Origin of the sequence: Anaeromyxobacter sp. SG64 (assembly GCF_022690745.1) — a bacterium.
Lineage (GTDB): Bacteria > Myxococcota > Myxococcia > Myxococcales > Anaeromyxobacteraceae > Anaeromyxobacter > Anaeromyxobacter soli.
Window position 1 is genome coordinate 1 of the sequence record NZ_JALCZB010000068.1, and the last position, 23,836, is coordinate 23,836.

General features: G+C 71.0%; 41 protein-coding genes. 40 read left to right on the plus strand and 1 reads right to left on the minus strand.

What is annotated here, in order from left to right:
• The 39 genes from MNZ29_RS17265 to rsmI form a co-directional block, all read left to right on the plus strand.
• A partial coding sequence (locus tag MNZ29_RS17265) for an EF-Tu/IF-2/RF-3 family GTPase (RefSeq protein ID WP_242356080.1) occupies positions 1 to 485 on the plus strand: 485 nt, incomplete at its 5' end.
• Between the two features lie 93 nt (positions 486 to 578).
• Positions 579 to 884 (plus strand): 30S ribosomal protein S10, encoded by a 306-nt coding sequence (gene rpsJ / locus MNZ29_RS17270; RefSeq protein WP_011421000.1) that lies wholly within the window; start codon positions 579 to 581, stop codon positions 882 to 884.
• A gap of 11 nt (positions 885 to 895) precedes the next feature.
• Positions 896 to 1,516, plus strand: a complete 621-nt coding sequence (rplD, locus tag MNZ29_RS17275) for a 50S ribosomal protein L4 (RefSeq protein WP_242340122.1) — start codon at positions 896 to 898, stop codon at positions 1,514 to 1,516.
• A complete protein-coding gene (locus tag MNZ29_RS17280) occupies positions 1,513 to 1,806 on the plus strand; it encodes a 50S ribosomal protein L23 (RefSeq protein ID WP_242340121.1) in 294 nt (97 codons plus the stop codon). The genes rplD and MNZ29_RS17280 overlap by 4 nt, the downstream gene beginning before the upstream one ends.
• A 22-nt stretch (positions 1,807 to 1,828) precedes the next feature.
• Complete coding sequence (gene rplB, locus MNZ29_RS17285) at positions 1,829 to 2,677, plus strand: 50S ribosomal protein L2 (protein WP_242340120.1); 849 nt, start codon at positions 1,829 to 1,831, stop codon at positions 2,675 to 2,677.
• Between the two features lie 23 nt (positions 2,678 to 2,700).
• On the plus strand, positions 2,701 to 2,997 hold the full coding sequence (gene rpsS, locus MNZ29_RS17290; RefSeq protein WP_242340119.1) for a 30S ribosomal protein S19: 297 nt from the start codon (positions 2,701 to 2,703) through the stop codon (positions 2,995 to 2,997).
• 13 nt (positions 2,998 to 3,010) lie between these two features.
• Complete coding sequence (rplV, locus tag MNZ29_RS17295; RefSeq protein ID WP_242340118.1) at positions 3,011 to 3,445, plus strand: 50S ribosomal protein L22; 435 nt, start codon at positions 3,011 to 3,013, stop codon at positions 3,443 to 3,445.
• 30 nt (positions 3,446 to 3,475) lie between these two features.
• Positions 3,476 to 4,150, plus strand: coding sequence for a 30S ribosomal protein S3 (gene rpsC / locus MNZ29_RS17300; protein WP_242340117.1), 675 nt, complete (start codon positions 3,476 to 3,478; stop codon positions 4,148 to 4,150).
• A 31-nt stretch (positions 4,151 to 4,181) separates the two neighbouring features.
• Positions 4,182 to 4,598, plus strand: coding sequence for a 50S ribosomal protein L16 (rplP, locus tag MNZ29_RS17305; protein WP_242340116.1), 417 nt, complete (start codon positions 4,182 to 4,184; stop codon positions 4,596 to 4,598).
• A gap of 13 nt (positions 4,599 to 4,611) precedes the next feature.
• Positions 4,612 to 4,833 carry a 50S ribosomal protein L29 gene (gene rpmC, locus MNZ29_RS17310; RefSeq protein ID WP_242340115.1) on the plus strand — a complete coding sequence of 74 codons (222 nt, stop codon included), beginning with the start codon at positions 4,612 to 4,614 and terminating at the stop codon, positions 4,831 to 4,833.
• Between the two features lie 5 nt (positions 4,834 to 4,838).
• A complete protein-coding gene (gene rpsQ / locus MNZ29_RS17315) occupies positions 4,839 to 5,096 on the plus strand; it encodes a 30S ribosomal protein S17 (RefSeq protein WP_242340114.1) in 258 nt (85 codons plus the stop codon).
• A 3-nt stretch (positions 5,097 to 5,099) separates the two neighbouring features.
• Positions 5,100 to 5,468: a 50S ribosomal protein L14 gene (gene rplN, locus MNZ29_RS17320; RefSeq protein ID WP_242340113.1), complete on the plus strand. Its 369-nt coding sequence runs from the start codon at positions 5,100 to 5,102 to the stop codon at positions 5,466 to 5,468.
• Between the two features lie 2 nt (positions 5,469 to 5,470).
• Positions 5,471 to 5,785: a 50S ribosomal protein L24 gene (gene rplX / locus MNZ29_RS17325; RefSeq protein WP_242340112.1), complete on the plus strand. Its 315-nt coding sequence runs from the start codon at positions 5,471 to 5,473 to the stop codon at positions 5,783 to 5,785.
• A 99-nt stretch (positions 5,786 to 5,884) separates the two neighbouring features.
• The gene (rplE, locus tag MNZ29_RS17330; RefSeq protein WP_242340111.1) at positions 5,885 to 6,427 is read left to right on the plus strand and encodes a 50S ribosomal protein L5; all 543 of its coding nucleotides are present in this window, start codon (positions 5,885 to 5,887) and stop codon (positions 6,425 to 6,427) included.
• Between the two features lie 11 nt (positions 6,428 to 6,438).
• The gene (locus MNZ29_RS17335; protein WP_242340110.1) at positions 6,439 to 6,624 is read left to right on the plus strand and encodes a type Z 30S ribosomal protein S14; all 186 of its coding nucleotides are present in this window, start codon (positions 6,439 to 6,441) and stop codon (positions 6,622 to 6,624) included.
• 11 nt (positions 6,625 to 6,635) lie between these two features.
• On the plus strand, positions 6,636 to 7,034 hold the full coding sequence (gene rpsH, locus MNZ29_RS17340) for a 30S ribosomal protein S8 (protein ID WP_242340109.1): 399 nt from the start codon (positions 6,636 to 6,638) through the stop codon (positions 7,032 to 7,034).
• A 13-nt stretch (positions 7,035 to 7,047) separates the two neighbouring features.
• Entirely contained in the window at positions 7,048 to 7,590 is a 543-nt protein-coding gene (gene rplF / locus MNZ29_RS17345) for a 50S ribosomal protein L6 (protein WP_242340108.1), read from the plus strand.
• A gap of 59 nt (positions 7,591 to 7,649) precedes the next feature.
• Positions 7,650 to 8,009, plus strand: coding sequence for a 50S ribosomal protein L18 (rplR, locus tag MNZ29_RS17350; protein ID WP_242340107.1), 360 nt, complete (start codon positions 7,650 to 7,652; stop codon positions 8,007 to 8,009).
• 18 nt (positions 8,010 to 8,027) lie between these two features.
• Positions 8,028 to 8,534: a 30S ribosomal protein S5 gene (rpsE, locus tag MNZ29_RS17355; protein WP_242340106.1), complete on the plus strand. Its 507-nt coding sequence runs from the start codon at positions 8,028 to 8,030 to the stop codon at positions 8,532 to 8,534.
• 9 nt (positions 8,535 to 8,543) lie between these two features.
• A complete protein-coding gene (gene rpmD, locus MNZ29_RS17360; protein WP_242340105.1) occupies positions 8,544 to 8,783 on the plus strand; it encodes a 50S ribosomal protein L30 in 240 nt (79 codons plus the stop codon).
• A 36-nt stretch (positions 8,784 to 8,819) separates the two neighbouring features.
• Positions 8,820 to 9,314 carry a 50S ribosomal protein L15 gene (gene rplO, locus MNZ29_RS17365; RefSeq protein WP_242340104.1) on the plus strand — a complete coding sequence of 165 codons (495 nt, stop codon included), beginning with the start codon at positions 8,820 to 8,822 and terminating at the stop codon, positions 9,312 to 9,314.
• A 72-nt stretch (positions 9,315 to 9,386) separates the two neighbouring features.
• Positions 9,387 to 10,724, plus strand: coding sequence for a preprotein translocase subunit SecY (gene secY, locus MNZ29_RS17370; RefSeq protein WP_242340103.1), 1,338 nt, complete (start codon positions 9,387 to 9,389; stop codon positions 10,722 to 10,724).
• A 51-nt stretch (positions 10,725 to 10,775) separates the two neighbouring features.
• A complete protein-coding gene (locus tag MNZ29_RS17375) occupies positions 10,776 to 11,420 on the plus strand; it encodes an adenylate kinase (RefSeq protein WP_242356082.1) in 645 nt (214 codons plus the stop codon).
• A gap of 20 nt (positions 11,421 to 11,440) precedes the next feature.
• Complete coding sequence (gene map / locus MNZ29_RS17380) at positions 11,441 to 12,238, plus strand: type I methionyl aminopeptidase (protein ID WP_242340101.1); 798 nt, start codon at positions 11,441 to 11,443, stop codon at positions 12,236 to 12,238.
• A gap of 258 nt (positions 12,239 to 12,496) precedes the next feature.
• The gene (gene rpmJ / locus MNZ29_RS17385) at positions 12,497 to 12,613 is read left to right on the plus strand and encodes a 50S ribosomal protein L36 (protein WP_242340100.1); all 117 of its coding nucleotides are present in this window, start codon (positions 12,497 to 12,499) and stop codon (positions 12,611 to 12,613) included.
• A gap of 25 nt (positions 12,614 to 12,638) precedes the next feature.
• Positions 12,639 to 13,025, plus strand: coding sequence for a 30S ribosomal protein S13 (rpsM, locus tag MNZ29_RS17390; RefSeq protein WP_242340099.1), 387 nt, complete (start codon positions 12,639 to 12,641; stop codon positions 13,023 to 13,025).
• 128 nt (positions 13,026 to 13,153) lie between these two features.
• The gene (rpsK, locus tag MNZ29_RS17395) at positions 13,154 to 13,537 is read left to right on the plus strand and encodes a 30S ribosomal protein S11 (protein ID WP_242340123.1); all 384 of its coding nucleotides are present in this window, start codon (positions 13,154 to 13,156) and stop codon (positions 13,535 to 13,537) included.
• Between the two features lie 14 nt (positions 13,538 to 13,551).
• A complete protein-coding gene (gene rpsD / locus MNZ29_RS17400) occupies positions 13,552 to 14,178 on the plus strand; it encodes a 30S ribosomal protein S4 (RefSeq protein WP_242340098.1) in 627 nt (208 codons plus the stop codon).
• A 187-nt stretch (positions 14,179 to 14,365) separates the two neighbouring features.
• The gene (locus MNZ29_RS17405; RefSeq protein ID WP_242340097.1) at positions 14,366 to 15,385 is read left to right on the plus strand and encodes a DNA-directed RNA polymerase subunit alpha; all 1,020 of its coding nucleotides are present in this window, start codon (positions 14,366 to 14,368) and stop codon (positions 15,383 to 15,385) included.
• A gap of 29 nt (positions 15,386 to 15,414) precedes the next feature.
• Positions 15,415 to 15,918 carry a 50S ribosomal protein L17 gene (rplQ, locus tag MNZ29_RS17410; RefSeq protein ID WP_242356084.1) on the plus strand — a complete coding sequence of 168 codons (504 nt, stop codon included), beginning with the start codon at positions 15,415 to 15,417 and terminating at the stop codon, positions 15,916 to 15,918.
• Positions 15,919 to 16,038: 120 nt separating this feature from the next.
• The gene (locus tag MNZ29_RS17415) at positions 16,039 to 16,674 is read left to right on the plus strand and encodes a phosphatase PAP2 family protein (RefSeq protein ID WP_242356086.1); all 636 of its coding nucleotides are present in this window, start codon (positions 16,039 to 16,041) and stop codon (positions 16,672 to 16,674) included.
• 104 nt (positions 16,675 to 16,778) lie between these two features.
• The gene (gene rpsP / locus MNZ29_RS17420) at positions 16,779 to 17,042 is read left to right on the plus strand and encodes a 30S ribosomal protein S16 (protein ID WP_242356088.1); all 264 of its coding nucleotides are present in this window, start codon (positions 16,779 to 16,781) and stop codon (positions 17,040 to 17,042) included.
• 10 nt (positions 17,043 to 17,052) lie between these two features.
• Entirely contained in the window at positions 17,053 to 17,283 is a 231-nt protein-coding gene (locus tag MNZ29_RS17425; RefSeq protein ID WP_242356090.1) for a KH domain-containing protein, read from the plus strand.
• A 1-nt stretch (position 17,284) separates the two neighbouring features.
• Complete coding sequence (rimM, locus tag MNZ29_RS17430; RefSeq protein ID WP_242356092.1) at positions 17,285 to 17,782, plus strand: ribosome maturation factor RimM; 498 nt, start codon at positions 17,285 to 17,287, stop codon at positions 17,780 to 17,782.
• An 84-nt stretch (positions 17,783 to 17,866) separates the two neighbouring features.
• Entirely contained in the window at positions 17,867 to 18,613 is a 747-nt protein-coding gene (trmD, locus tag MNZ29_RS17435) for a tRNA (guanosine(37)-N1)-methyltransferase TrmD (RefSeq protein WP_242356094.1), read from the plus strand.
• Between the two features lie 15 nt (positions 18,614 to 18,628).
• Positions 18,629 to 19,036, plus strand: coding sequence for a 50S ribosomal protein L19 (rplS, locus tag MNZ29_RS17440; RefSeq protein ID WP_242340090.1), 408 nt, complete (start codon positions 18,629 to 18,631; stop codon positions 19,034 to 19,036).
• Positions 19,037 to 19,151: 115 nt separating this feature from the next.
• Positions 19,152 to 20,999, plus strand: a complete 1,848-nt coding sequence (locus tag MNZ29_RS17445) for a hypothetical protein (protein WP_242356096.1) — start codon at positions 19,152 to 19,154, stop codon at positions 20,997 to 20,999.
• A 4-nt stretch (positions 21,000 to 21,003) separates the two neighbouring features.
• Complete coding sequence (locus MNZ29_RS17450) at positions 21,004 to 21,405, plus strand: YraN family protein (RefSeq protein WP_242340088.1); 402 nt, start codon at positions 21,004 to 21,006, stop codon at positions 21,403 to 21,405.
• A complete protein-coding gene (gene rsmI / locus MNZ29_RS17455) occupies positions 21,402 to 22,283 on the plus strand; it encodes a 16S rRNA (cytidine(1402)-2'-O)-methyltransferase (RefSeq protein ID WP_242356098.1) in 882 nt (293 codons plus the stop codon). Before MNZ29_RS17450 ends, rsmI begins: the two co-directional genes overlap by 4 nt.
• Positions 22,284 to 22,323: 40 nt before the next feature.
• On the opposite strand, the gene MNZ29_RS17460 is transcribed toward rsmI, so the two are convergent.
• Positions 22,324 to 23,427 (minus strand): GNAT family N-acetyltransferase, encoded by a 1,104-nt coding sequence (locus MNZ29_RS17460; protein WP_242356100.1) that lies wholly within the window; start codon positions 23,425 to 23,427, stop codon positions 22,324 to 22,326.
• Positions 23,428 to 23,491: 64 nt separating this feature from the next.
• On the opposite strand from MNZ29_RS17460, the gene MNZ29_RS17465 reads away from it, so the two are divergent.
• Positions 23,492 to 23,836, plus strand: a 345-nt coding sequence (locus MNZ29_RS17465; RefSeq protein ID WP_242356102.1) for a GntR family transcriptional regulator, incomplete at its 3' end; no start/stop codon positions are given.

Consider the following 23,836-nt stretch of genomic DNA (forward strand, 5'->3'; position numbering starts at 1 on the left):
GCGGGATCGTCAAGGTGGGCGAGGAGATCGAGGTCGTCGGCCTGAAGCCGACGGTCAAGACGGTGGTGACGGGCGTGGAGATGTTCCGCAAGCTGCTCGACGAGGGGCAGGCGGGCGACAACATCGGCGCGCTGCTCCGCGGCCTGAAGCGCGAGGAGGTGGAGCGCGGTCAGGTGCTGGCGAAGCCGGGCTCGATCACGCCGCACACCAAGTTCAAGGCCGAGGTGTACGTCCTGACGAAGGAGGAGGGTGGGCGCCACACGCCGTTCTTCAACGGCTACCGCCCGCAGTTCTACTTCCGCACGACGGACGTCACGGGTTCGGTGCAGCTCCCGGCGGGCGTCGAGATGGTGATGCCCGGCGACAACATCGCGATGGAGGTGGAGCTCATCACCCCGATCGCGATGGAGAAGGAGCTGCGCTTCGCGATTCGCGAGGGCGGCCGCACTGTCGGCGCGGGCGTCGTGGCCGAGGTCATCCAGTAGGTAGCACCACCGGCGAACGGCGGGGCCTCCGGTCCGCAGACGTTGCGGGCCGGCGCTCCGCGCCGCGCCGAGTGATGGAGAGAAGGCTTTCCGATGGCGACTCAGAAGATTCGGATCCGGCTCAAGGCCTACGACTACAAGCTGCTCGACCAGTCGGCCGGGGAGATCGTCGAGACCGCGAAGCGCACGGGCGCGAAGGTGGCGGGACCGATCCCGCTCCCCACCCGGATCAACAAGTTCACCGTTCTCCGCAGCCCGCACGTCGACAAGAAGTCGCGCGAGCAGTTCGAGATCCGCACGCACAAGCGGCTGCTCGACATCCTCGAGCCGACGCCTCAGACGCTCGACGCGCTCATGAAGCTCGACCTGTCGGCCGGCGTGGACGTGGAGATCAAGTAGTCGAGGACCCTATGGCCAAGTTCGACGTCTACGACCTCGACAAGAAGAAGGTGGGCGAGATCGAGCTCGCCGACGCCGTCTTCGCGGGCGAGGTGAACGAGCACCTCTTCTACGAGGTGGTGAAGGCGAAGCTCGCCTCCGATCGCTCGGGCACCCACGCCGTGAAGAACCGGTCCCTCGTGTCCGGCGGCGGCAAGAAGCCCTGGAAGCAGAAGCACACCGGCCGCGCCCGGCAGGGCTCGACCCGGGCGTCGCAGTGGGTGGGCGGCGGCAAGGCGATGGGGCCGAAGCCGCGCGACTACTCCTACGACGTGCCGAAGAAGGTCCGGAAGGCGGCCCTGCGCGCCGCGCTCGCGCTCCGCAGCCAGGAGCAGAAGCTCGTCATCGTGCAGGAGTGGAAGCCGGCGGAGCCGAAGACCTCCGCCGCGGCGAAGGTGCTCGCGAAGCTCGGCGCGAAGAAGGCGCTCGTCGTCGACGCGGCCGCGAACGCCTCGCTCGCGAGGAGCGTGCGCAACCTCGACGGCTCGGACTTCCTCGCCGCCGAGGGGCTCAACGTCTACGACATCCTGAAGCACGACGCGCTCGTGCTGACGGCCGAGACCGCGAAGAAGCTGGAGGCCAGCCTCTCATGAACCTCGCCATGCAGGACGTGGTGAAGCGTCCGCTCATCACCGAGAAGGCGGAGCAGGCCCGCGAGGCGTACCGCCAGTACGCCTTCGAGGTGCACCGGGACGCCACCAAGATCCAGGTGAAGCAGGCGGTGGAGAAGCTCTTCAACGTGCACGTCCTCGACGTGCGGACCGCCATCGCGCGCGGGAAGAACAAGCGCGTCGGCCGGAACGTCGGCCGCCGCCCCAACTGGAAGAAGGCCTTCGTGACCCTCAAGGAAGGCGAGACGATCGCCCTCTTCGAGGGGACGTAGAGGCGAGGGGACGGAGACCAACATGGCCCTCAAACAGTACAAGCCGACGAGCCCCGCCCGGCGGCTCATGACGGTGTCGGACTTCGCGGAGATCACGAAGTCCAAGCCGGAGAAGAAGCTCACGCAGCCCGTCCGCAAGTCGGGCGGCCGCAACGCGCACGGCCACATCACGACCCGCCACATCGGCGGCGGCCACAAGCGGCGCTACCGCGTGATCGACTGGCGGCGTGACAAGGACGGCGTGCCGGCAAAGGTCGCGGCGGTCGAGTACGACCCGAACCGCACGGCGCGCATCGCGCTCCTGCACTACGCCGACGGCGAGAAGCGCTACATCCTCGCGCCGGTGGGCGTGAACGTCGGGGACACGCTCGTCTCCGGCGAGACGGTCGACATCCGCCCGGGCAACGCGCTTCCGGTCAAGGCGATCCCGCTCGGCACGGTGCTCCACAACGTCGAGTCGCAGCCCGGCTCCGGCGGCAAGATGATCCGCTCCGCGGGCTCCTTCGGCCAGCTGATGGCGAAGGAGGGGCTGTACGCCCAGATCCGCATGCCCTCCGGCGAGGTCCGCAAGGTCCTCCAGGAGTGCCGCGCGACCATCGGCCAGCTCTCGAACGTCGAGAGCTCGAGCGTCAGGCTCGGCAAGGCGGGCAAGAGCCGCTGGCTGGGCAAGCGCCCGACCGTGCGCGGTCTCGCGATGAACCCGGTCGATCACCCGCACGGCGGCGGCGAGGGCAAGTCCGGCCAGGGCAACCCGCACCCGGTCTCGCCGTGGGGCCAGAAGACCAAGGGCCAGAAGACTCGCAATAACCGCCGCACTGACAAGTTCATCGTCTCGCGCCGCAAGCCCGGGCCGCGCAACACGCCCCAGTAGCGAGCGAGAAGGGACAGCGACTCATGGCGCGTTCGATCAAGAAGGGCCCGTTCGCGGACAAGCACCTCACGAAGAAGGTCGAGGACGCGAACAAGGGCAACAAGAAGTCGGTCATCAAGACCTGGTCGCGGCGGAGCACGATCCTGCCGGACTTCGTCGGCCACACGTTCGCGGTCCACAACGGGCGGAAGTTCGTCCCGGTGTTCGTGACCGAGAACATGGTCGGCCACAAGCTCGGCGAGTTCGCCCCGACGCGCACCTTCCACGGCCACTCGGCCGAGAAGAAGGCCGCGGCGGCGCCGGCGCCGGCCAGGAAGTAGCGAGGGAACGGACATGGCCGAGACCCAGACCACGAAGAAGGGCGCCAAGCGCGTTCGCCAGCCGGTGCCCGCGCGCCGTTCCAAGCCGAACCGGCCCGCGAAGCCGGCGCCGGGGCCGCACGCATCCCTCAGCTTCCTCCGCGTCGCGCCGCGCAAGGTGCGGCTCGTCGCGAACGAGGTGCGGGGCATGCCCGTCGGCGACGCGCTCGCGGTGCTCAAGTTCACGCCCCAGGCGGCCGCGAAGCACCTCTCGAAGCTCATCCGCTCGGCGGTCGCGAACGCCGAGCAGAACGGCGGCCGCGTCGACGTCGACGCGCTCGTCGTGAAGACGCTGACGGTGGACCAGGGCCCGAAGATGCGGCGCTTCATGCCGCGCGCGATGGGCCGCGCCTTCCGCATCGAGAAGAAGACGAGCCACGTCTACGTCGAGCTCGGAACCGCGCAGTAGCCTGGAACCCAAGGGAATCGAGGAGAGCACATGGGACAGAAAGTCCATCCGATCGGGTTCCGGCTCGGCGTCATCCGGTCCTGGGATTCGAAGTGGTACGAAGAGAAGAACTACGCGAAGTGGCTCCACGAGGACATCCACCTCCGCGAGTACGTGAAGGAGAAGCTCGGCCAGGCCGGCATCTCCCGCATCGAGATCGAGCGCGCCGCGAACAAGGTGAAGATCAACGTCCACACCGCGCGGCCGGGCATCGTGATCGGCAAGCGGGGGGCGGGGATCGAGACGATCAAGAAGGAGCTGCAGGGCAAGACCGAGAACGAGGTCTACCTGAACGTCGTCGAGGTCCGTAAGGCCGAGACGGACGCGCAGCTCGTCGCGGAGAACATCGCGACCCAGCTCGAGCGGCGCATCGCGTTCCGCCGCGCCATGAAGAAGGCGGTCCAGACCGCCCTCAAGTTCGGCGCGAAGGGCATCCGCGTGGCTTGCTCCGGCCGCCTCGGCGGCTCCGAGATGGCGCGGTACGAGTGGTACCGCGAGGGCCGCGTCCCGCTCCACACGCTCCGCGCGGACATCGACTACGGCTTCGCCGAGGCGAAGACCACCTACGGCAAGATCGGCTGCAAGGTCTGGATCATGCGCGGCGAGGTGCTGCCGCAGACCACCCCTGTGCGCCAGCCGCGGAGCAGCGGCGGCGCCCGGCCCTGAGCCGCGCCCAGGACACCTCTAGGAGACGCACATGCTTCAGCCGGCGCGAACGAAGTACCGCAAGATGATGAAGGGCCGCATGCGGGGGAAGGCCTACCGCGGCTCGGATCTGAACCAGGGCGAGTACGGCCTGCAGGCCACCGAGTGCGGCTGGCTCACCTCACGCCAGATCGAGGCCGCGCGCGTGGCGATCACCCGCTACGTGAAGCGGGGCGGCAAGCTCTGGATCCGGGTCTTCCCGGACAAGCCCATCACGAAGAAGCCCGCCGAGACTCGAATGGGCACCGGCAAGGGCAACGTGGAGTACTACGTGGCCGTCGTGAAGCCGGGCCGCGTCCTCTACGAGCTCTCCGGCGTCGACGACGAGTCTGCGAAGAAGGCGTTCCACCTCGCCGCCCACAAGCTGCCCGTCGCGACCAAGGTCGTGAAGCGCGGCACCACGCTGTAGGAGGGAACGAGCGATGGCGACCGTCAACGAGCTGCGCGACCTGGAGCGGAAGGATCTCCTCGCCCGCGCGGCGGAGCTGAAGCAGACGCTCTTCGATCTCAAGAACAAGCACTCGACCGGCGTGCTCGACTCGACCGCCGACCTCGCCAAGACCAAGCGCGAGATCGCGCGCATCCTCATGGTCGCGCGCGAGAAGGAGCTCGCCGCGGCCCAGGCCGGGAAGGCGAAGGAGTGATCGACATGGAGCGCGGCAACCGCAAGTCCCGCATCGGCGTGGTCGTCTCGAACAAGATGGCGAAGACCGTGGTCGTCAAGGTCGAGCGCCGGGTGACCGACCCGAAGTACGGGAAGATCGTGAAGCGCGCCGAGAAGTACAAGGCGCACGACGAGAACAACGACTGCCAGATCGGCGACAAGGTCCGGATCGTCGAGACGCGTCCGATGTCCAAGGACAAGCGCTGGCGCGTCGCCGAGACCCTCGAGAAGGCGGAGGTCTAGGCCATGATCCAGCAGCAGACGATGCTCGACGTCGCCGACAACTCCGGCGCGAAGAAGGTCCAGTGCATCAAGGTGCTCGGGGGCACCCGCCGCAAGTACGCCTCGATCGGCGACGTGATCGTCGTCTCGGTCAAGGAGGCGATCCCCCAGGCCAAGGTGAAGAAGGGCGAGGTCGCCCGCGCCGTCATCGTGCGCACGAGCCGCGAGGTCAAGCGGCCGGACGGCAGCTACATCCGCTTCGACGGGAACTCGGCGGTCCTCATCAACAAGGACCTCGAGCCCATCGGCACGCGCATCTTCGGGCCGGTGGCGCGCGAGCTCCGCGCCCGGAAGTTCATGAAGATCATCAGCCTCGCGCCGGAGGTGCTGTAACCATGCCGGGCATCCGCAAGGGCGACACGGTCAAGATCATCGCCGGCAAGGAGAAGGGGAAGCAGGGCAAGGTCCTCGAGCTCCTTCCCGAGAAGGGCCGCGTCCGCATCGAGAAGCTCATGACCGTGAAGCGCCACCTGAAGAAGGGGCGCAGCCAGGCCACGCCGGAGGGCGGGATCCTCGAGAAGGAGGGCACCGTCGCCATCTCCAACGTGATGGTGCTCCAGGGCGACAAGCCCGTCCGCCGCGAGAAGATCGCGCGCGACCTCGGCGCCAAGGAGAAGGCCCGGTCCGACAAGAAGAAGGCCGCGAAGTAGGCGGGGTTTCCGCCGTCGGGATTTGGACGGCGCGGAGAGTTCGTAGGAAAACGCATCGCCCGGCACGGGAAGAGGCCGGCCGAAGGCAAGGAGAGCACGATGGCAGCGCGTCTGAAGGAGCGGTACGAGCAGGAGGTCCGCTCCGAGCTGATGAAGGAGTTCGGGTTCACGAACCCGATGCAGGCCCCGAAGCTCGAGAAGATCGTCGTGAACATGGGGCTCGGTGAGGCGATCAACAACGGCAAGATCATCGACGCCTCCGTCGAGCAGCTGTCCTCCATCACCGGCCAGAAGCCGGTCGTGACGAAGGCGCGCAAGTCCATCGCGAACTTCAAGCTGCGCCAGGGCCAGTCGATCGGGGCGATGGTCACGCTCCGCGGCGATCGCATGTACGAGTTCTTCGACCGCCTGGTGTCGATCGCCCTCCCGCGCGTGCGCGACTTCAAGGGCGTCTCGCCCAAGGCGTTCGACGGGAAGGGCAACTACACGCTCGGCGTGCGCGAGCAGATCATCTTCCCCGAGATCAACTACGACAAGGTCGAGAAGATCAAAGGGATGAACATCACGGTCGTCACGACCGCCCGGAACGACGAGGAGGGCCGAGCGCTCCTTCGCCACCTCGGCATGCCGTTCCGTCAGTAAAAGGAGATCCCATGGCGAAGCTTTCGAAGATGGCGCAGGCCAAGCGCAAGCTGAAGTTCCCGGTCCGGCAGTACAACCGCTGCCCGCTGTGCGGCCGGCCCCGCGCGTTCCTGCGCAAGTTCCAGATGTGCCGTCTCTGCTTCCGCCAGCGCGCGCTGCAGGGCGAGATCACCGGCGTCATCAAGTCGAGCTGGTAAGGGAGACGCGAATGAGCTTCACCGATCCCATTGGCGACATGCTGACGCGCATCCGCAACGCCTCGAACGCGCGTCACGAGAAGGTCCTGGTCCCCACGTCCCGGCTGAAGGTCCGCATCGCCGAGGTCCTCCGCGAGGAGGGCTTCATCAAGGACTTCGTCCTTCACCAGGACGGGCCCCAGGGCGCGATCACCATCGTCCTCAAGTACAGCGGCGACCGTGAGCCGGCGATCAGCGACATCAAGCGGGTCTCGAAGCCGGGGCTGCGGCGCTACGTGCCGACCGACTCGATTCCACGCGTGCTGAACGGCATGGGCATCGCGATCCTCTCCACGTCGAAGGGCGTGATGGTGGACCGCGAGGCTCGCAAGCAGAAGGTCGGCGGCGAGCTGATCTGCACCGTCTGGTAAGGGAGCGACCGAGATGTCTCGCATCGGCAAGCTGCCCGTCAAAATCCCGGAGAAGGCGAAGGTCTCCGTGGACGGCCACCTCGTGAAGATCGAGGGGCCCAAGGGCAAGATGTCCTTCCCCACGAACCCGCGCGTGAAGGTCGCGGTCGACAAGGGCGAGGTGACGGTCACGCGCCCCGACGACTCCCCCGAGTCGAAGGGTCTGCACGGCCTCACCCGCACGCTGGTCAAGAACGCGCTCGATGGCGTCGTGAAGGGCTACGAGCGCGGCCTGGAGATCAGCGGCGTCGGCTTCAAGGCCGAGGTGAAGGGGAAGGATATCCACTTCGCCCTCGGCTTCTCGCACCCGGTGGTGTTCAAGCTGCCGGAGGGCGTGACCGCCGAGGTCGACGCGAAGCAGACGAAGCTCACGGTGAAGGGCGTGGACAAGCACCTCCTCGGCCTCACCGCGGCCAAGATCCGCGCGCTCCGCCCGCCCGAGCCGTACAAGGGCAAGGGCATCAAGTACGCGGAGGAGATCGTCCGCCGCAAGGAAGGCAAGACCGGCGCCGCCTAGGCCGGCATCCACCCCGCTCATGCGGCGGCTGAACCGTCGCCGCCGCAAGGAGGAACGTCATGGCGCAGCACGTCACGTCGCGCGAGAAGCGCAGGGCTCGCATCCGCCGGAAGATCTCCGGCACCGCCGCGCGCCCCCGGCTCACCATCTACAAGAGCCTCAAGCACATGTACGCCCAGCTCGTGGACGACACGACGGGCACCACCCTGGTCTCCGTTGCCACGAACGCGAAGGCGATCAAGGACGAGATCAAGGACGACGACAAGACCGCTGCGGCGAAGCGCGTGGGCGCGGCCCTCGCGAAGGCGGCCATGGCGAAGGGGATCGAGGCGGTCGTGTTCGACCGCAACGGGTTCGACTACCACGGGCGCGTCGAGGCGGTGGCCGCGGCCGCGCGCGAGGCCGGGCTCAAGTTCTAGGTGACGGAAAGGTTTCGAATGGCTACTCCCATCAACGCGAACGAGCTCGACCTCCAGGACAAGGTCGTCCACATCAACCGCGTGGCGAAGGTCGTGAAGGGCGGCCGCCGGTTCAGCTTCTCGGCGCTCGTCGTCGTCGGCGACGGCAACGGCTACGTCGGCGTGGGCCTCGGGAAGGCGAACGAGGTCCCGGAGGCGATCCGCAAGGGCGGCGACCAGGCGAAGAAGAACCTCTTCAGGGTTCCGCTCGTCGGGACGACGATCCCCCACGAGGTGCTCGGTCACTTCGGCGCGGGCTGGGTGCTCCTCAAGCCCGCGGGCGAGGGCACCGGCGTGATCGCCGGCGGCACCGTTCGCGCGGTCCTCGAGGCGGCCGGCATCCGCAACGTCCTGACGAAGTGCCAGGGCTCGCGCAACCCGCACAACGTCCTCAAGGCGACCGTGGCGGGCCTGAAGAGGCTGCGCTCCGCGGACGACGCCGCCCGCGCGCGCGGCAAGCAGGCCGCCGAGCTCGGCGGGGCGTAAGGAGACATCATGGCTGCCATCCAGGTGAAGCTCGTCCGCGGGCTCGCGGGCTGTCCCGCCGCGCATCGGACGATCGTCGCGGGCCTCGGCCTCAAGAAGCGCGATTCCACGAAGATCCTGCCCGACACGCCGCAGACGATGGGGATGATCGCGAAGGTCTCCTACCTCGTCGAGTGGGAGCGGGTAGACCAGCCTGCGCCCGAGGGGCGTAAGGCCAGGAAGGCGAAGGCGACGGCCCGGCAGGGTTAGACAGCCGTCCGCCCCGTGATAAAAGGAGAACGCTCCATGTCGCTTTCCAAGCTCAAGGCGCCCAAGGGCGCGAACCGCGAGCGCACGCGCGTCGGCCGTGGCCAGGCATCCGGCCTCGGCAAGACGGCGGGCCGCGGCGGCAAGGGCCAGAAGGCCCGCTCCGGCAACATGCACTTCGAGGGGTTCGAGGGCGGCCAGATGCCGCTCCAGCGTCGCCTCCCGAAGTTCGGCTTCAAGAACGTCTTCCGCCGCGACCTCGAGGAGGTCAAGGTCGGCGATCTCGAGGGCCTCACCGGCCTCGTCGATCCCGCCGCGCTGAAGAGCGCGGGGCTCGTGCGCGGGAACCGCGATGGCGTCGTCCTCCTGGGCGGCGGCGAGCTCAAGAGCGCGGTCACCGTCAAGGTGCACCGCGTGACCGCCGGCGCCCGCGCCGCGGTGGAGAAGGCGGGCGGCAAGGTGGAGGTCATCCCCGCGCCCGTCACGATGTACGAGAAGGCCAAGGCCGCGAAGAAGGCTCAGGCGAAGAAGTAGGGCGGGGATGGCACGACGGCGGCCGCGCCACGCGGCGCGCCGCGCGTCGGGCGCAGGGCGAAAGGGGACCGCATGGCAGTCAGCGGGCTTGTGAACATCTTCAAGATCGCGGAGCTCCGGAAGCGGCTCCTCTTCAGCCTCGGGATGCTCGCCGTCTACCGGCTCGGCATCTACGTCACCACTCCCGGCGTGGACCGGCAGGCGATGCAGAACGTCGTCTCGTCCGGCAACCTGCTCGGGCTCCTGAACTTCTTCTCCGGCGGCGCTTTCGAGCAGCTGTCGATCTTCGCGCTCGGCATCATGCCGTACGTGTCGGCGTCGATCATCCTGCAGCTCCTCACCGTGGTCGTCCCGGCCCTCGAGAAGCTGCAGAAGGAAGGCGAGCTCGGGCGGCGCAAGATCACCCAGTACACGCGCTACCTCACGGTCGTGCTCTCGGCCATCCAGGGCTACGGGATCGCCACCTACCTCGAGACGCTGCGCGACCCCGCCGGCATCGCGGTGGTCGCCGATCCGGGCTGGGGCTTCCGGCTCCTGACCATGATCTCGCTCGCCGCCGGCACCTCGTTCATCATGTGGATGGGCGAGCAGATCACCGAGCGCGGGGTCGGCAACGGCATCTCGCTCATCATCTTCGCCGGCATCGTCGCGCGCGCCCCCGCCGCGGCGTGGAACACCTACCGCTCCTTCCGCGCGCCGGGCTCCCAGATCAGCGAGCTCGGAGTCGTCGTCCTCCTCGCCATCATGGTGGTGGTGATCGGGGCGATCGTCTTCGTCGAGCGCGGGCAGCGCCGTATCCCGGTCCAGTACGCGAAGCGCGTCGTCGGCCGGAAGCTCTACGGCGGCCAGTCGACGCACCTGCCGCTGAAGGTGAACACCTCGGGCGTCATCCCGCCGATCTTCGCGTCGTCGCTGCTGCTCTTCCCGGCGACGCTCGCGGGCTGGTTCCCGGCGCTGAGCCGCGTGTCCACCGCGATCCAGGCGGGCAGCTGGATCTACAACGTGCTGTACGTCGTCCTCATCATCTTCTTCGCCTACTTCTACACCGCGGTGACGTTCAACCCGGTGGACGTCGCCGACAACCTCAAGAAGTACGGCGGCTACATCCCGGGCATCCGGCCGGGCAAGAAGACGGCGGACTACATCGACTACGTCCTGTCGCGCATCACGTTCGGCGGCGCGATCTACCTCGCCGCGGTGTGCGTGCTGCCCACGATCCTCACGAACGAGTTCAACATCAACTTCTACTTCGGCGGCACCTCGCTGCTCATCGTGGTGGGCGTCGCGCTCGACACGGTGCAGCAGATCGAGGGACACCTCATCACGCGGCACTACGAGGGCTTCACCGGCCCCCGCGGCCCGCGGATCCGTGGCCGCAGGCTCTCGACAGGACAGGCCGTCAACGCCTGACGCACGGTGGGCCTCGCGAGGCGCGAGGCCCGCTGCGTCTCGGAGGTCGCGATGATCCTCATCCTGCTCGGACCGCCGGGGGCCGGCAAGGGCACCCAGGCGAAGCTGCTCTCCGCCGAGTTCCACGTCCCGCACATCTCGACGGGCGACATGTTCCGCGACCACAAGGCGCGCGGGACCGAGCTCGGCAAGCAGATCCAGGCGATCATGGACGCAGGCGGCCTCGTGACGGACGACGTCACGAACGCCCTCGTGAAGGACCGCCTGTCCCGGCCCGACGTCGCCGACGGGTTCATCCTCGACGGCTACCCGCGTACGATCGCGCAGGCGGAGTACCTCGACGGGCTGCTCCAGTCGATGGGCCGCTCCCTCACGCGCGTCGTCTCGTACGACGTCGCCGAGGAGGCGGTCGTCGAGCGGATCAGCGGCCGGCGAAGCTGCCCGAAGTGCGGCGCCGTCTACCACGTCTCGGCCAATCCGCCGCGGCGCATGGGCTACTGCGACCGCGACGGCGCGGGGCTCGTCCAGCGCGACGACGACAAGCCCGAGAACGTGAAGAAGCGGATGGCCGAGTACGGCAACAAGACCGAGCCGCTGAAGCGCTTCTACCGCGAGCGCGGCCTGCTCTCGAACGTCGACGGCATCGGCACGCCGGAAGGCATCCTCGCCGCCACGAGGGCGGTCCTCCCGAAGTAGGGCCGCGGCGGACGCGAATGATGGACGGGCGCGCACGCGAGCGCATCGACCTGCGCACGCGCGACGAGATCGCGCGGATCCGCGAGGCGTGCCTCGTCGTGCACGCGGTGCTCGACGAGCTGGAGGCGGCCGTGGCGCCGGGGGTCACGACGGCCGAGCTCGACCGGCTCGCCCGGACGCGTGCCCGCGACCGCGGCGCCGAGCCGGCGTTCCTCGGGTACCACGGCTACCCGGCGTCGCTCTGCGTCTCGGTGAACGACGAGGTGGTCCACGGCATCCCCTCCGAGGGACGCGTCCTGCGGGAGGGCGACATCGTCGGCCTCGACTTCGGGGTCGTGCTCGGCGGCTGGTTCGGCGACTCGGCGCGCACGGTGCCGGTCGGCCGGGTGAGCGCGGAGGCGACGCGGCTGCTCGAGGCGACGCGCGAGTCGCTGCGGCGCGCCATCGCGGCGGCGGGGCCGGCCGCCCACGTCGGCGACCTCGGCGCCGCCGTGCAGGCGTGCGTCGAGCCGCAGGGCTATTCGGTCGTCCGGGACTTCGTGGGCCACGGCATCGGGCGGCGGCTGCACGAGGCGCCCCAGGTCCCGAACTTCGGGACCCGCGGCTCCGGGACCGCGCTGCGGCCCGGGATGGTCCTCGCCATCGAGCCGATGGTGAACGCGGGCGGGCGCGCGGTGGAGACGCTCGAGGACGGCTGGACCGCCGTGACCGCCGACGGCAGCCTCTCGGCGCACTTCGAGCACACGGTGGCGATCACGGAGGATGGGCCCGAGGTGCTCACCCTCGGGAGGGGCGGGCCGGTCGGGGGGAGCAGATAGGGCAGGTACCGGGGCGGATCCCGGGCAGGCCCACGCGGAGCCGCTTGCAGCCGCGGTTTCGCTATGTTATAGGGCCCGCTTCGTTGAGGCCGCTCGAGTCGGGTGGCCTCCCGGGAAAGCCCGGAGAATACGGGCGGCTACGCCGGGCGCGCCACGGAGCGCTACCGAGCCGCCAGGCCCGCCGGCCGTAGCGGCGGGGTTTTTCGTCTTTGGAGCAGGACTTCGTGGTTCGAAACCACGAGCGGAAGGGAACGGGTCATGAAGGTCCGCGCGTCGGTCAAGAAGGTTTGCGACAAGTGCAAGGTCATCAAGCGCAAGGGCACCGTGCGGATCATCTGCCCGGCCAACCCCCGCCACAAGCAGCGCCAGGGCTAGGGCCCGGCGAGTAACGGAGAGACGAATGGCTCGCATCGCCGGCGTCGACCTCCCCCGCGAGAAGCGGATCGAGGTCGCCCTCCAGTACATCTACGGCATCGGCAAGACGACCGCGCAGGCCGTCTGCGACCGCGCCAAGGTGGACGTCACCACGCGGACGAAGGACCTCACGGACGACGAGGTCCGTCGCATCCGCGAGACCATCGAGCAGAACGTGAAGGTCGAGGGCGACCTCCGTCGTGAGATCTCGCTCAACATCAAGCGGCTCATGGATCTCGGCGCCTACCGCGGCCTGCGTCACCGCAAGGGCCTCCCGGTCCGCGGCCAGCGCACCCACACGAACGCGCGCACGCGGAAGGGTCCGAAGAAGGGCCTCGTGCGGAAGCCCGCCGCCGCCCCGGCGCCGAAGTAACCGAACGCCTCAAGACCGGAGAGCTCAGAGTGGCTGACGAGAAGCAGCAGACGAAGAAGCCGGAGGAGGCCGCCGCCGCACCCTCGGCGCCGAACCTCGGCGGCATCGAGCCGGTGACCGCCTCGCCCGTGACCCCGAAGAAGGGGAAGAAGCGGGTGAAGAAGAACATCGCGGCGGGCATCGTGCACATCGCCTCGACCTTCAACAACACGATGATCACGATCTGCGACGCCTCGGGGAACGTGATCTCGTGGTCGAGCGCGGGCGCGCGCGGCTTCAAGGGATCGCGCAAGTCGACCCCGTTCGCCGCCCAGGTCGCCGCCGGTGACGCCGCCGCCAAGGCGATGGAGCACGGCCTCAAGACCGTCTCGGTGCTCGTGAAGGGGCCGGGCGCGGGCCGAGAGTCGGCGCTCCGCGCGCTCTCGGCCGCCGGGCTCAAGATCACGCTCATCCGGGACGTGACCCCGATCCCGCACAATGGCTGCCGGCCGCCGAAGCGCCGCCGCGTCTAGTCAGGAGAACGAACGTGGCTCGCTACAACGAAAGCGTCTGCCGGCTCTGCCGCCGGGAGAACCTCAAGATGTACCTGAAGGGCGACCGGTGCTACACCGACAAGTGCGCCATCGAGCGCCGCCCTTACCCTCCCGGCCAGCACGGCCAGGGGCGCGTGAAGTTCTCGGAGTACGGCGTCCAGCTCCGTGAGAAGCAGAAGGTGAAGCGGATGTACGGCCTCCTCGAGGCCGGGTTCCGCCACGCCTACCAGAACGCCGCCGCCGCCAAGGGCAAGACCGGCGAGAACCTGCTCCAGACGCTCGAGCTCCGGCTCGACAACGTCGTGTTCCGCCTCGGCTTCGCCGACACGCGCAACGAGGGGCGGCAGCTCGTCCGGCACGGCCACTTCAAGGTGAACGGCCGCAAGGTCAACATCCCGAGCTACATGTGCCGCGCGGGCGACAAGATCGAGCTGCGGGATCGCTCGAAGAAGGTCGTCCGGATCAGCGAGGCGCTCGAGGCGGTCGACCGCCGCGGCGTCCCCGGCTGGCTGGAGCTCGACAAGGGCGGCTTCAAGGGCACGGTGAAGACCCAGCCTTCGCGCGAGGACATCACCATGCCGATCCAGGAGCAGCTCATCGTCGAGCTGTACTCGAAGTAGTCGAGCGCCCTTCGGCAGGCTCAGGGCGAGCGGTCCGGCGCGCCGGACGCGGTCAGAGCCTTCGAGCGGGTCGGCGAGCAAGAGACGCCGGCCCGCTCATCACATCCAAGGAGTCGCGCGTCCCACGGATCCCCCACCGCCTGGCTGAGCGGACGAGGGGAGGGGGCGGCGGCAGAGGAGACAGCCCATGGTCGATCCGATCGTCACGAAGAACTGGCGCGATCTCATCAAGCCGCGCGGCCTGGTCGTGGACCAGGAGAGCCTCTCGAACACCTACGGGAAGTTCGTCGCCGAGCCGCTCGAGCGCGGCTTCGGCATCACCCTCGGCAACTCGCTCCGGCGCGTGCTGCTCTCGAGCCTGCAGGGCGCCGCGATCACCTCGGTGAAGATCGAGGGCGTCGAGCACGAGTTCATGACGATCCCCGAGGTCGCCGAGGACGTCACCGACATCATCCTCAACCTCAAGGAAGTCCTCCTCCAGATCCACACCAACGAGGTGAAGACCCTCCGGATCGAGGCGGACGGGCCCCGCGAGATCAAGGCCGGCGACATCATCGCCGACGGCCAGGTCGAGGTCCTGAACCCCGGCCACCACGTCCTCACCATCAGCGAGGGCGGCCGGGTCCGGATGGAGCTCACCGCGCGCCGCGGCCGCGGCTACGTCCCGGCGGACAAGAACAAGGTGCCGGGGCAGCCCATCGGCACCATCCCGATCGACGCGCTCTTCAGCCCGATCCGGAAGGTGAACTACCAGGTCACGAACGCCCGCGTCGGCCAGCAGACCGACTACGACAAGCTGACGCTCGAGGTCTGGACCGACGGGTCGGTCGCGCCGAACGACGCCGTGGCCTACGCCGCCAAGATCGTGAAGGAGCAGCTCTCGATCTTCATCAACTTCGACGAGGCCGAGGAGCCCGCCGAGGAGCTGAAGCCGGTCGAGGAGCAGAAGCTCAACGAGAACCTCTTCCGCTCGGTGGACGAGCTCGAGCTCTCCGTCCGCAGCGCGAACTGCCTCCAGAACGCGAACATCAAGACCATCGGGGATCTCGTCCAGAAGACCGAGGCCGAGATGCTGAAGACGAAGAACTTCGGCCGGAAGTCGCTCAAGGAGATCAAGGAGATCCTGGCCGAGATGGGCCTCTCGCTCGGGATGAAGCTCGAGAACTGGCCGCCGAAGGCGGCGCCGCAGGGCGCCCCCAAGGTCTAGCGAACCTGGACCGATAGGAGACACCCAAGATGAAGCACCGCGTCGTCGGCCGCCGGCTCGATCGCACCACCGAGCACCGCACGGCCATGCTGAGAAACATGGTGACGTCGCTCTTCCGCCACGAGCGCATCGTCACGACCACGCCCAAGGCGAAGGAGCTGAAGCGCTTCGCCGACAAGGTCATCACGCTCGCCAAGCGCGGCTCCGCGCACCACCGGCGGCTCGCGAACCGCGAGGTGAAGGACGTCGAGGTCCTGAACAAGCTCTTCGACTCCCTCGCCGGGCGCTTCAAGGCGCGGCCCGGCGGCTACACGCGGATCGTCCGCGTCGGCCGCCGCGTCGGCGACAACGCCGAGATGGCCGTGATCGAGCTCGTCGACCGCGCCCCCGCGCAGGCCGAGGGCGAGGGCGAGGGCGAGAAGAAGACCGCCAAGGCGAAGGAGCCCAAGGCCCCCAAGGCGAAGGCGCCGAAGAAGGCCGCCGCCGCGAAGCCGAAGGCCAAGGCCAAGGCCAAGAAGGGCGCCGAGGAGTAATCCGGGCGCTCCCCCGCAGGGCCGCCTGGGCCGCGCGCGAGCCGTTCGCGCGCGGCCCTTTCGTTTTCGCCGTCCCGCCTTCCGCACAGGGGGCCGCGCTGGTACAAACGGACCGCCCCGATGCCGCCGCTCTACGCCCAGGATCCGCTCGGAGCCGCGAACGCCGCGCTCCAGTCCCGAGCGCTCGAGCTGCCCATGGCGGCGCTGCTCGTGGCGTGCGAGCCGTGGATGCTCGTGCTCGTCGCCCTCGCGCTCTACTCGTGGCTCGAGGGGGAGGTCCGAGGGGTCCTGAAGGCGGTCGCGCCGGCAGCGATCTCCATCCTCCTCGCGGTGGGGGTCGCGCTCGCCGCCCGCGCGGCGGGGGCCGCGCCCCGTCCCCTGGAGGCGAGCGGCTTCGCGCCGCTCCTCCGCGCGGCGTTCCCAGCGCCTCACGCCGCCGGCGTCGCGGCGTTCGCGACCTTCTCGCTCCTGGTCTACGGCAGGCGAGCGCTCACCGTGCTGGCCCTCGCGGCGCTCTGCGCGATGGCGCGGGTCCGGATGGGGTCTCACTGGGCCGCCGACCTCGCGGCGGGAGGCATGCTCGGCGTGCTGGCCGCCGGGGTGACCTACGTCGCGGCGCTGCGCTTGCTCCCCCGGGGACACCTCTCGGCGCTGCGTGCGCGCCGCCTGCCGCGGGCGCGCCGCCAGCGTGGCGCGGCGAATCCGGGGGGCGAGGCGGCCGAGCGGGACGCAGAGCCCGGCGCCGGCTCGTCTTGACACCCAGCCTAAGTTGGCGTAAAGAAACCCACTTTTCGTGGAGTCCCCGCCGCGCCTGGCCGGGGAAAACGCTCCGCGTTCCAAGGATTTAGGAGGCAGGACACATGGCAGTGGTTCTTCGGCTGTCGCGCGCGGGCACGCACAAGGCGCCCTTCTATCACGTGGTCGCCACCGACTCGCGCAACTCCCGCGACGGCAAGTACATCGAGGACGTCGGCATCTACGATCCGACGCTCGTGCCCGAGCGGATCGAGCTCAAGGTCGAGCGCATCGAGCACTGGATCAAGGTCGGCGCGAAGCCCAGCGAGACCGTCGCGATGATCCTCAAGCGCGCCAAGGGCGCGGCGCCGGCCGAGAAGAAGGCGTAGGGCGGCTCCGATGCGCGACCTCGTCCTCTGGCTCGCCAGCGAGCTCGTCGAGCGGAAGGACGCGGTGAAGGTCGAGGTGCTCGAGCGCGATCACGCGACGGTCCTCGAGCTCTCCGTCGCCCCCGACGATCTCGGGCGCGTCATCGGGCGAGGTGGCAAGACCGCGAAGGCGCTCCGGACCGTGCTCGACGCCGCCGCCCGCAGGGAGGGACGCCGGGCGGTGCTCGACATCCTCGACTGACGTGGCGCTCGTCCGGCTCGGCAAGGTCGTCCGGGCCATCGGCCTGAAGGGCCACCTCGGGGTGGCCGGGACCGAGGGCGCGCTCACGACGGTGACTCGGATCGCGCTCCGGCGCGGAGACGAGCCCGAGCCGCCGATGCGGGAGGTGGTCGAGGCGCGGCCGCAGGGCCGGGTCTGGGCGGTGAAGGTGGAAGGGGTCTCCGACCGGACGTCGGCGGAGGCGTGGGTCGGGGCGGAGGTGCTCGCGCATCGCGAGGACCTGCCGGAGCCAGGCGAGGCGCGGCACTACTGGGCCGACCTCGAGGGCCTGCCGGTGGTCACGGCGGCGGGCGCGGCGGTCGGGACGGTGACGGGGCTGTACGACACGGGCGGCGTGGACGTGCTCGTGGTGACGACGGAGGACGGCGGAGAGAAGCTCGTGCCGCTCGCGCCCTACGTCGAGGTGGACGTCGCGGGGCGGCGCGTGGTGGTGGATCCGCCCGAAGGGCTTCTGGACTAGAGCGCAGAGACGGAAGGAGGCCGCAGGAGACGAGGACGTGAGGTTCGGCCGGTTCACGACGAGCGGGGATCCCGCGGAGGCGCGATGAGCGCGCGGCTCGAGGTGGAGATCCTGACGCTGTTCCCGCGGATGTGCGAGGGGTACCTCGCGGAGAGCATCCTCGGGAAGGCGCGCGAGGCAGGGCTCGTGTCGGTGACCGTGTCGGACGTCCGGGAGCACGCCCGGGGCAAGCACCGCGTGACCGACGACGCGCCCTACGGCGGCGGCGCCGGCATGGTGATGAAGCCCGAGCCGCTCACGGAGGCCATCGAGGCGGCGCGGTCCAGGCTGCCCGGCGCGCTCGTCGTGATGACGAGCCCGCGGGGCCTGGCGCTGGACCAGGCGCTGGCGCGGCGGCTCTCGACTCACGGCAAGCTCGTCCTCGTCTGCGGCCGTTACGAAGGGGTGGATGAGCGGGTGCTGGCGGCGGTGGACATGGAGGTCTCGATCGGAGACTTCGTCCTGACGGGCGGCGAGCTCGCGGCGCTCTGCGTCGTCGACGCCGCCGCGCGGCTCGTGCCGGGCGTGCTCGGCAACGAGGCGTCCGCCGGCGCAGAGAGCTTCGCGGGCGAGGACACGTTCCTCGAGTACCCGCAGTACACGAGGCCCCCGGAGTTCCGGGGGATGAAGGTTCCGGAGGTCCTCCTCTCGGGAGACCACCGGCGCATCGAGCGGTGGCGGCGGCGCGAGGCGCTGCGCGTCACGCGCGAGCGGAGGCCGGACCTCTTCGCGAGGGCGCGCCTCACGGAGAACGACCTCCGGCTCATCGACGCCGGAGACGACGAGCTGTAAAGGAGAGCATCGATCATGCTGCGCAAGGCGATTGCCGACATCCAGGCGAAGTACGTGCGGAACGACGTCCCCGAGCTCCGCTCCGGGGACAGCGTCCGCGTCCACACGAAGATCAAGGAGGGCGACAAGGAGCGCATCCAGATCTTCGAGGGCGTGGTCATCGCCTACCGGCGGGGCACCCCCGGGTCGTCGATGTTCACGGTCCGGAAGATGAGCTACGGGGTGGGCGTGGAGCGCATGTTCCCGGTCCACAGCCCGCGGATCGACAAGATCGAGGTCCTGGGCCACGGCGAGGTCCGCCGCTCGCGCCTGTACTACCTGCGCGAGCTGCAGGGGAAGGCGGCCCGCCTCCACCAGGAGGAGGGCCCGACCCCCGGCGCCGCCGTCGCGGCTCCGCCCCCCGCGGCTCCGCCGCAGGCCTGACGTTCCCCTCTGGCGACGAGGTGGGAGCGCGCCTCCGGTGCGCTTCCACCTCCTCGCTCGTGCGCGTGCGCGCCTTCCCGGGCCGCGCGTCGGGCGCTAACATGCGCCCCCGAGCGTGATCCTCCTCGAGTTCGCAGCGCAGGGCGTGCGTGGCGTGGCGCCTTCGGGCGGCCGCGCGACGCTTCGTCCCGGCTACAACGTCGTCGCCGCGGACGGCCCCGCGCTGCGGCGCCTCCTCGAGGCGCTGCTGCACCCGGATCCGCGCGACGCGGAGGCGCTGCCGCGTGCGGGCACCGGCCCCGCGGGCGCGGGCATGCGCGCGGGGCTGACCCTCGTCGGCGACGACCGCGTCACCTACCGGCTCGTGCGCGACTTCGCGGTCGGCTGCCAGCTCCACCGGTTCGACGCGGAGAAGCGGGCGTTCGCGCCGGTCTCGCAGGAGCTCGCCGAGATCCGCGAGCTCCTCCGCTCGACCGTGGGCGTCCCCACCCCGGCGCGTCTCTCCGCGCTGCTCTCGCTGTCCGCGGCGGAGCTGCCCTCGCGGCAGGGCCCGGGCGTGGAGCCGTCCCGCGCCGCCCCCCCGCGCGCGACGCTCTCGCCTGAGCAGGCGCGCCGTCGCGTCGCCCAGCTCGAGGCGGAGCTCGCGCAGGCGCGCGTCGCCGAGGGGCTCCAGGAGCGCCTGGATCGGCTGCAGGCGCGGCTCGCCGCGCTGGGGGAGGCGCTCCGCGCCGGAGATCGCCTCCGCGACGGTCTCGAGCGCGCGCTCGAGGCGCGCGCGGAGCTCGACGCGGCGGCGGCCGCCGGCGCCGCGCTCGGCGACGCGGAGGCGAAGCTCGTCACGTACGAGCGAGGGAGCGCGCGCCGCGCGGAGGCGCTCGAGCGCGCCGCGGCGGAGCGCGCCTCGCTCGACGAGGTGGACGCGCGGGGGGCGCCGGTGGCGCCCTGGCGCGGGATCCCGTTCTGGGCCGGGGCAGGCGCCGGCGCCGCGCTCGCGATCGGCGGCGCCGCCGAGGCGGCGGCCGGGTCGGAGCTCCGCCACGCGGCGCTCCTCGCGGTGCCCGCCTTCGGCACCGCGGCGTGGGTGGCGTGGGAGTGGGTCGGCCGCCTCGAGGCGTGGGAGCGCGTCTCTCGCCGCAGGCGCGTCGTCGACGACTGGGAGCGGAAGCTCCAGGGGGCGTTCGAGCGCGACGCGCAGGAGGTTCGCGCGGCGCTCAAGACGGCCGGCGTGCAGGGCGTGCCGGAGCTCCGCGAGCTGCTCTCGCGGGTCGAGGACGCGGACGCGGTCGTCGCGGAGTGGCGCCGCCGGGTCGCGGAGTGGCAGGCCGCGCCCGAGGCGCAGCGCCTGGCCGCGGAGCGGGCGCAGGTGGAGGGAGAGCTGCGGGCGGCGGAGGCGACCTTCTCCGAGCAGGCCGGCGGCTTCGTGCGCGATCCTGCGTCGATCGAGGGCGAGCTCCGGCGGCTCCAGGCGGAGGCGGCGGTCGCGATCCGGCAGGAGGCGCCCGCGCCGCCGCCGCGTGCGACGCCCGCTCCCGGCGGCGATGCGCTGCGCCTCCTCGTCGAGCGCGCCGCCGCGGAAGGCGGCGCGAGCCCGGCCGCGGTCGTCCGCGGCCTCGCCGCCAAGGCCTCCCAGACGCTCTCCGGTCTCTCCTTCCAGCGGCTCCAGGCGCTCGGCGCCGACGAGCGCGGGAACCTCTCCGTCCAGGTGAGCGGCCGGGTCGTGGCTGCCGCGACGCTGCCGCCCGCGGATCGCGATCTCGTGTTCCTCGCGATCAAGCTGGCGCTCCTCGAGCAGGCGCTCGCCGGCGGCAAGGGCGTCGCCATCGTCGAGGACGCGTTCGCGGGGCTCTCGGACGGCGCGCGGCGCTTCGCGGCGCGGCTCCTGAAGCAGCTCGCCCGCCCGGGACAGCTCCTCCACGCCACGGCCGATCCGGCCTTCCGGGAGGCGGCCGATCACGCCGCGTGAGGGCATGACGGGCGGCGAGGCGCAGCAGGGCGACCGGCGCGCCCGCGGGCGGGAGGCGGAGGCGATCGCCGCCGAGTTCCTCGTCCGGGAGGGCTTCGAGATCCTCGATCGCAACCACGGCACTCCGCGCGGTGAGGTGGACCTCGTCTGCCGCGAGGGCGGGATCGTGTGCTTCGTCGAGGTGCGGAGCCGCTCCTCGGACGCGCAGGGCGGACCGGAGGAGACGGTCGGTCGGGGCAAGGCGCGCCGCGTGGTGGCCGCCGCGACCGACTGGGCGCTCCGGAACGGCGGCCTCGAGCAGGAGCTGCGCTTCGACGTGGTCGCGGTCACGTTCGAGGAGGCGGGGCCGCGGGTGGAGCTCTACCGTGGGGCGTTCGACGGCGAGGGGAAGCCGGGACTGTGGTGACCGAGGCGAACGAGCGGAATGAGGGCCGGCGCGGCACGCTGTACGTGGTCGCGACGCCGATCGGGAACCTCGGCGACCTCTCGCCGCGCGCCGCCGAGGTGCTCCGCAGCGTCCGGGCGGTCGCGGCCGAGGACACGCGCAGGACCCTGAAGCTCTACGCGCACCTCGGCGCGCCCGCGCCCGCGCTCCTGTCGCTCCCGGCCTTCGACGAGCGCGGCCGCGTCGCGGCGATCGTCGAGCGGCTCGTCGCGGGCGAGTCCGTCGCGCTCTGCACGGACGCCGGCACGCCCGGCGTCTCGGATCCGGGCGCGGCGCTCGTCGCCGCCGCCTGGGCGGCGGGCGCGACGGTCGTGCCGATCCCCGGCCCGAGCGCCGCGCTCGCCGCGCTCGCCGCGTCGGGCTTCCCCGCCGACCGGTTCCTCTTCACCGGGTTCCTGCCGCGCAAGGGCGCGGGACGCGCCGAGGCCCTCGCGCTCCTCGCCGCCACGCCGGCGACGCTCGTGCTCTACGAGGCGGGGAACCGGACGCGCGAGACGCTCGGCGATCTGGCCGAGGCGCTCGGCGACCGGGAGGCGCTCGTCGCGCGCGAGCTGACGAAGCTCCACGAGGAGCTCCTGCGCGGGCGCCTCCGCGAGCTCGCCGCCCGGCTCGCCGACGAGGTCCGCGGCGAGGTGACGCTCGTCGTCTCGAGCGAGGGGGCCGCGCCACCCGCGCGCCCGGCGCCGGAGGTGCCGCTCGCGGACGAGCTCGCGCGCAGGCTCGCGGCGGGCGAGCCTCCGTCGGCGATCGCGCGCGAGGTCGCCCGCGCCCGCGGGCTGAAGCGCGCCGACGTCTACGCGGCCCTCGAGCGGCTGAAGCACGGCGCGAAGCCGGAGTAGGAAGGGGCTTCGAGCGGCGCCGGGATGGCGCGCTGCCAATCTAGAGGCCGCGATCGTCGCTCGAGGGCGCCTCGCGGCGCGCTCCTTCCAGGCCGGCGGCGCGGTCGAGCACCATGTCCGAGGAGCCGGGGAAGCGCGGGGGCGTGGCCGCCACGTCCACGAAGCCGTACCGCGCGTAGAGCCCCTGCGCGTCGCGCGTGGCGAGGCAGACGAAGCGCGTCCGCCGCACGGCGGGGTGGTCGAGGAGCAGCGTCATCACCCGCTTGCCGAGGCCCTGTCCGCGCCAGGACCGCGCGACCACCACGTCGTAGATCCAGGCGCGCCGCCCGTCCGACACCGCGCGCGCGGAGGCGACGAGCGCGCCGTCCGGCGACCGCGCGCCCACCCAGGCCGTCGCCCCGAGGTGCGCGGGCCCGATGAGCTCCCGCGCGACCCCCTCCCACCAGTACTCGCCGCCGAGGAGCGTCTCCACGGCCGGGAGGTCCTCGGGTCCGAGGGCGGCGTGCAGCCGGACCCCCTCCGCGGCGAGGAAGGGAGGCGTGGGCGCGGCGGGGTTCGCCTCGCGGATCGCCTCGATCGCCAGGGGGTCGCCGGGCGCGCCACGCTCCCACAGGCCGAGGAGGATGCGCTCGATCTCCTCGGGCGTCCGGTTCTGCAGGAGCTTCCACTTTCCGTCGATCCGCTCGAAGGGCACGAAGAAGACCCGCACGCCCTCGAGCTCGCCGCGGTAGAGCGGATCGCCGGCGTCGATGGGCCGGTACCGCCCCTCGGGCTGCCAGCGGCGCATGAGGGCCTCGAGGGCCCGGGCCTTCGTGGCGGGATCCTCCACCGCCGTGAGCGTCCCGTGCACCTGCACGCTCCGGAAGAGGGTGGTGGCGGGGCAGGCGCGCACCGGGTCCACCATCCAGCTCGGGACGTGCGCCACCACCTCCTCGGCGGACACCACCGCCGGTCGGCCGAGGCAGGTCGCCTTCTCGCCGGCGTGGGCGCCGTGGAAGAAGACGCCGTCCTCGAGCACCGCTGCGTCGAGCGCGCGCAGCACGGGCGCGCCCGCGGGGGTGGTGGTGGCGAGGTGCACGACCGGCGCGCGGGCGAGGAGCGCCAGCGCGCGGGCCGGGTCGGCGCGGAAGATCTCTCGTCTCATGCCGGGAGCGTGGCCCGGCGCTGGTCCTGCGAAAAGGTCCAGTCCTGATAAACTCGATGGACCAGTGCGCACCTGGACCCTCGCCCTCGCCCTCGATCGCGACGACCCCGCGCCGCTCGCGGTGCAGATCGCCCGCGGCCTCGCCGCGCGCATGCGCTCGGGCGCGCTCGAGCCCGGGGCGGCGCTCCCCTCGAGCCGCGAGCTCGCCCGCGCGCTGGCGGTGCACCGCAACACGGTCCTCGCCGCGTACGGCGAGCTCGCCGCCGAGGGCTGGATCGAGGCCGCCCGGGCGCGAGGCACGTTCGTGTCGCGCGAGCTGCCCGCCCGTCCGCCGCGGCGCTTCGCGCCCCCGCCCGCGGGGCGCGCCGAGCGAGCCGGGTTCGACCTGCCGGCCGCGCCGGTGCCCGCC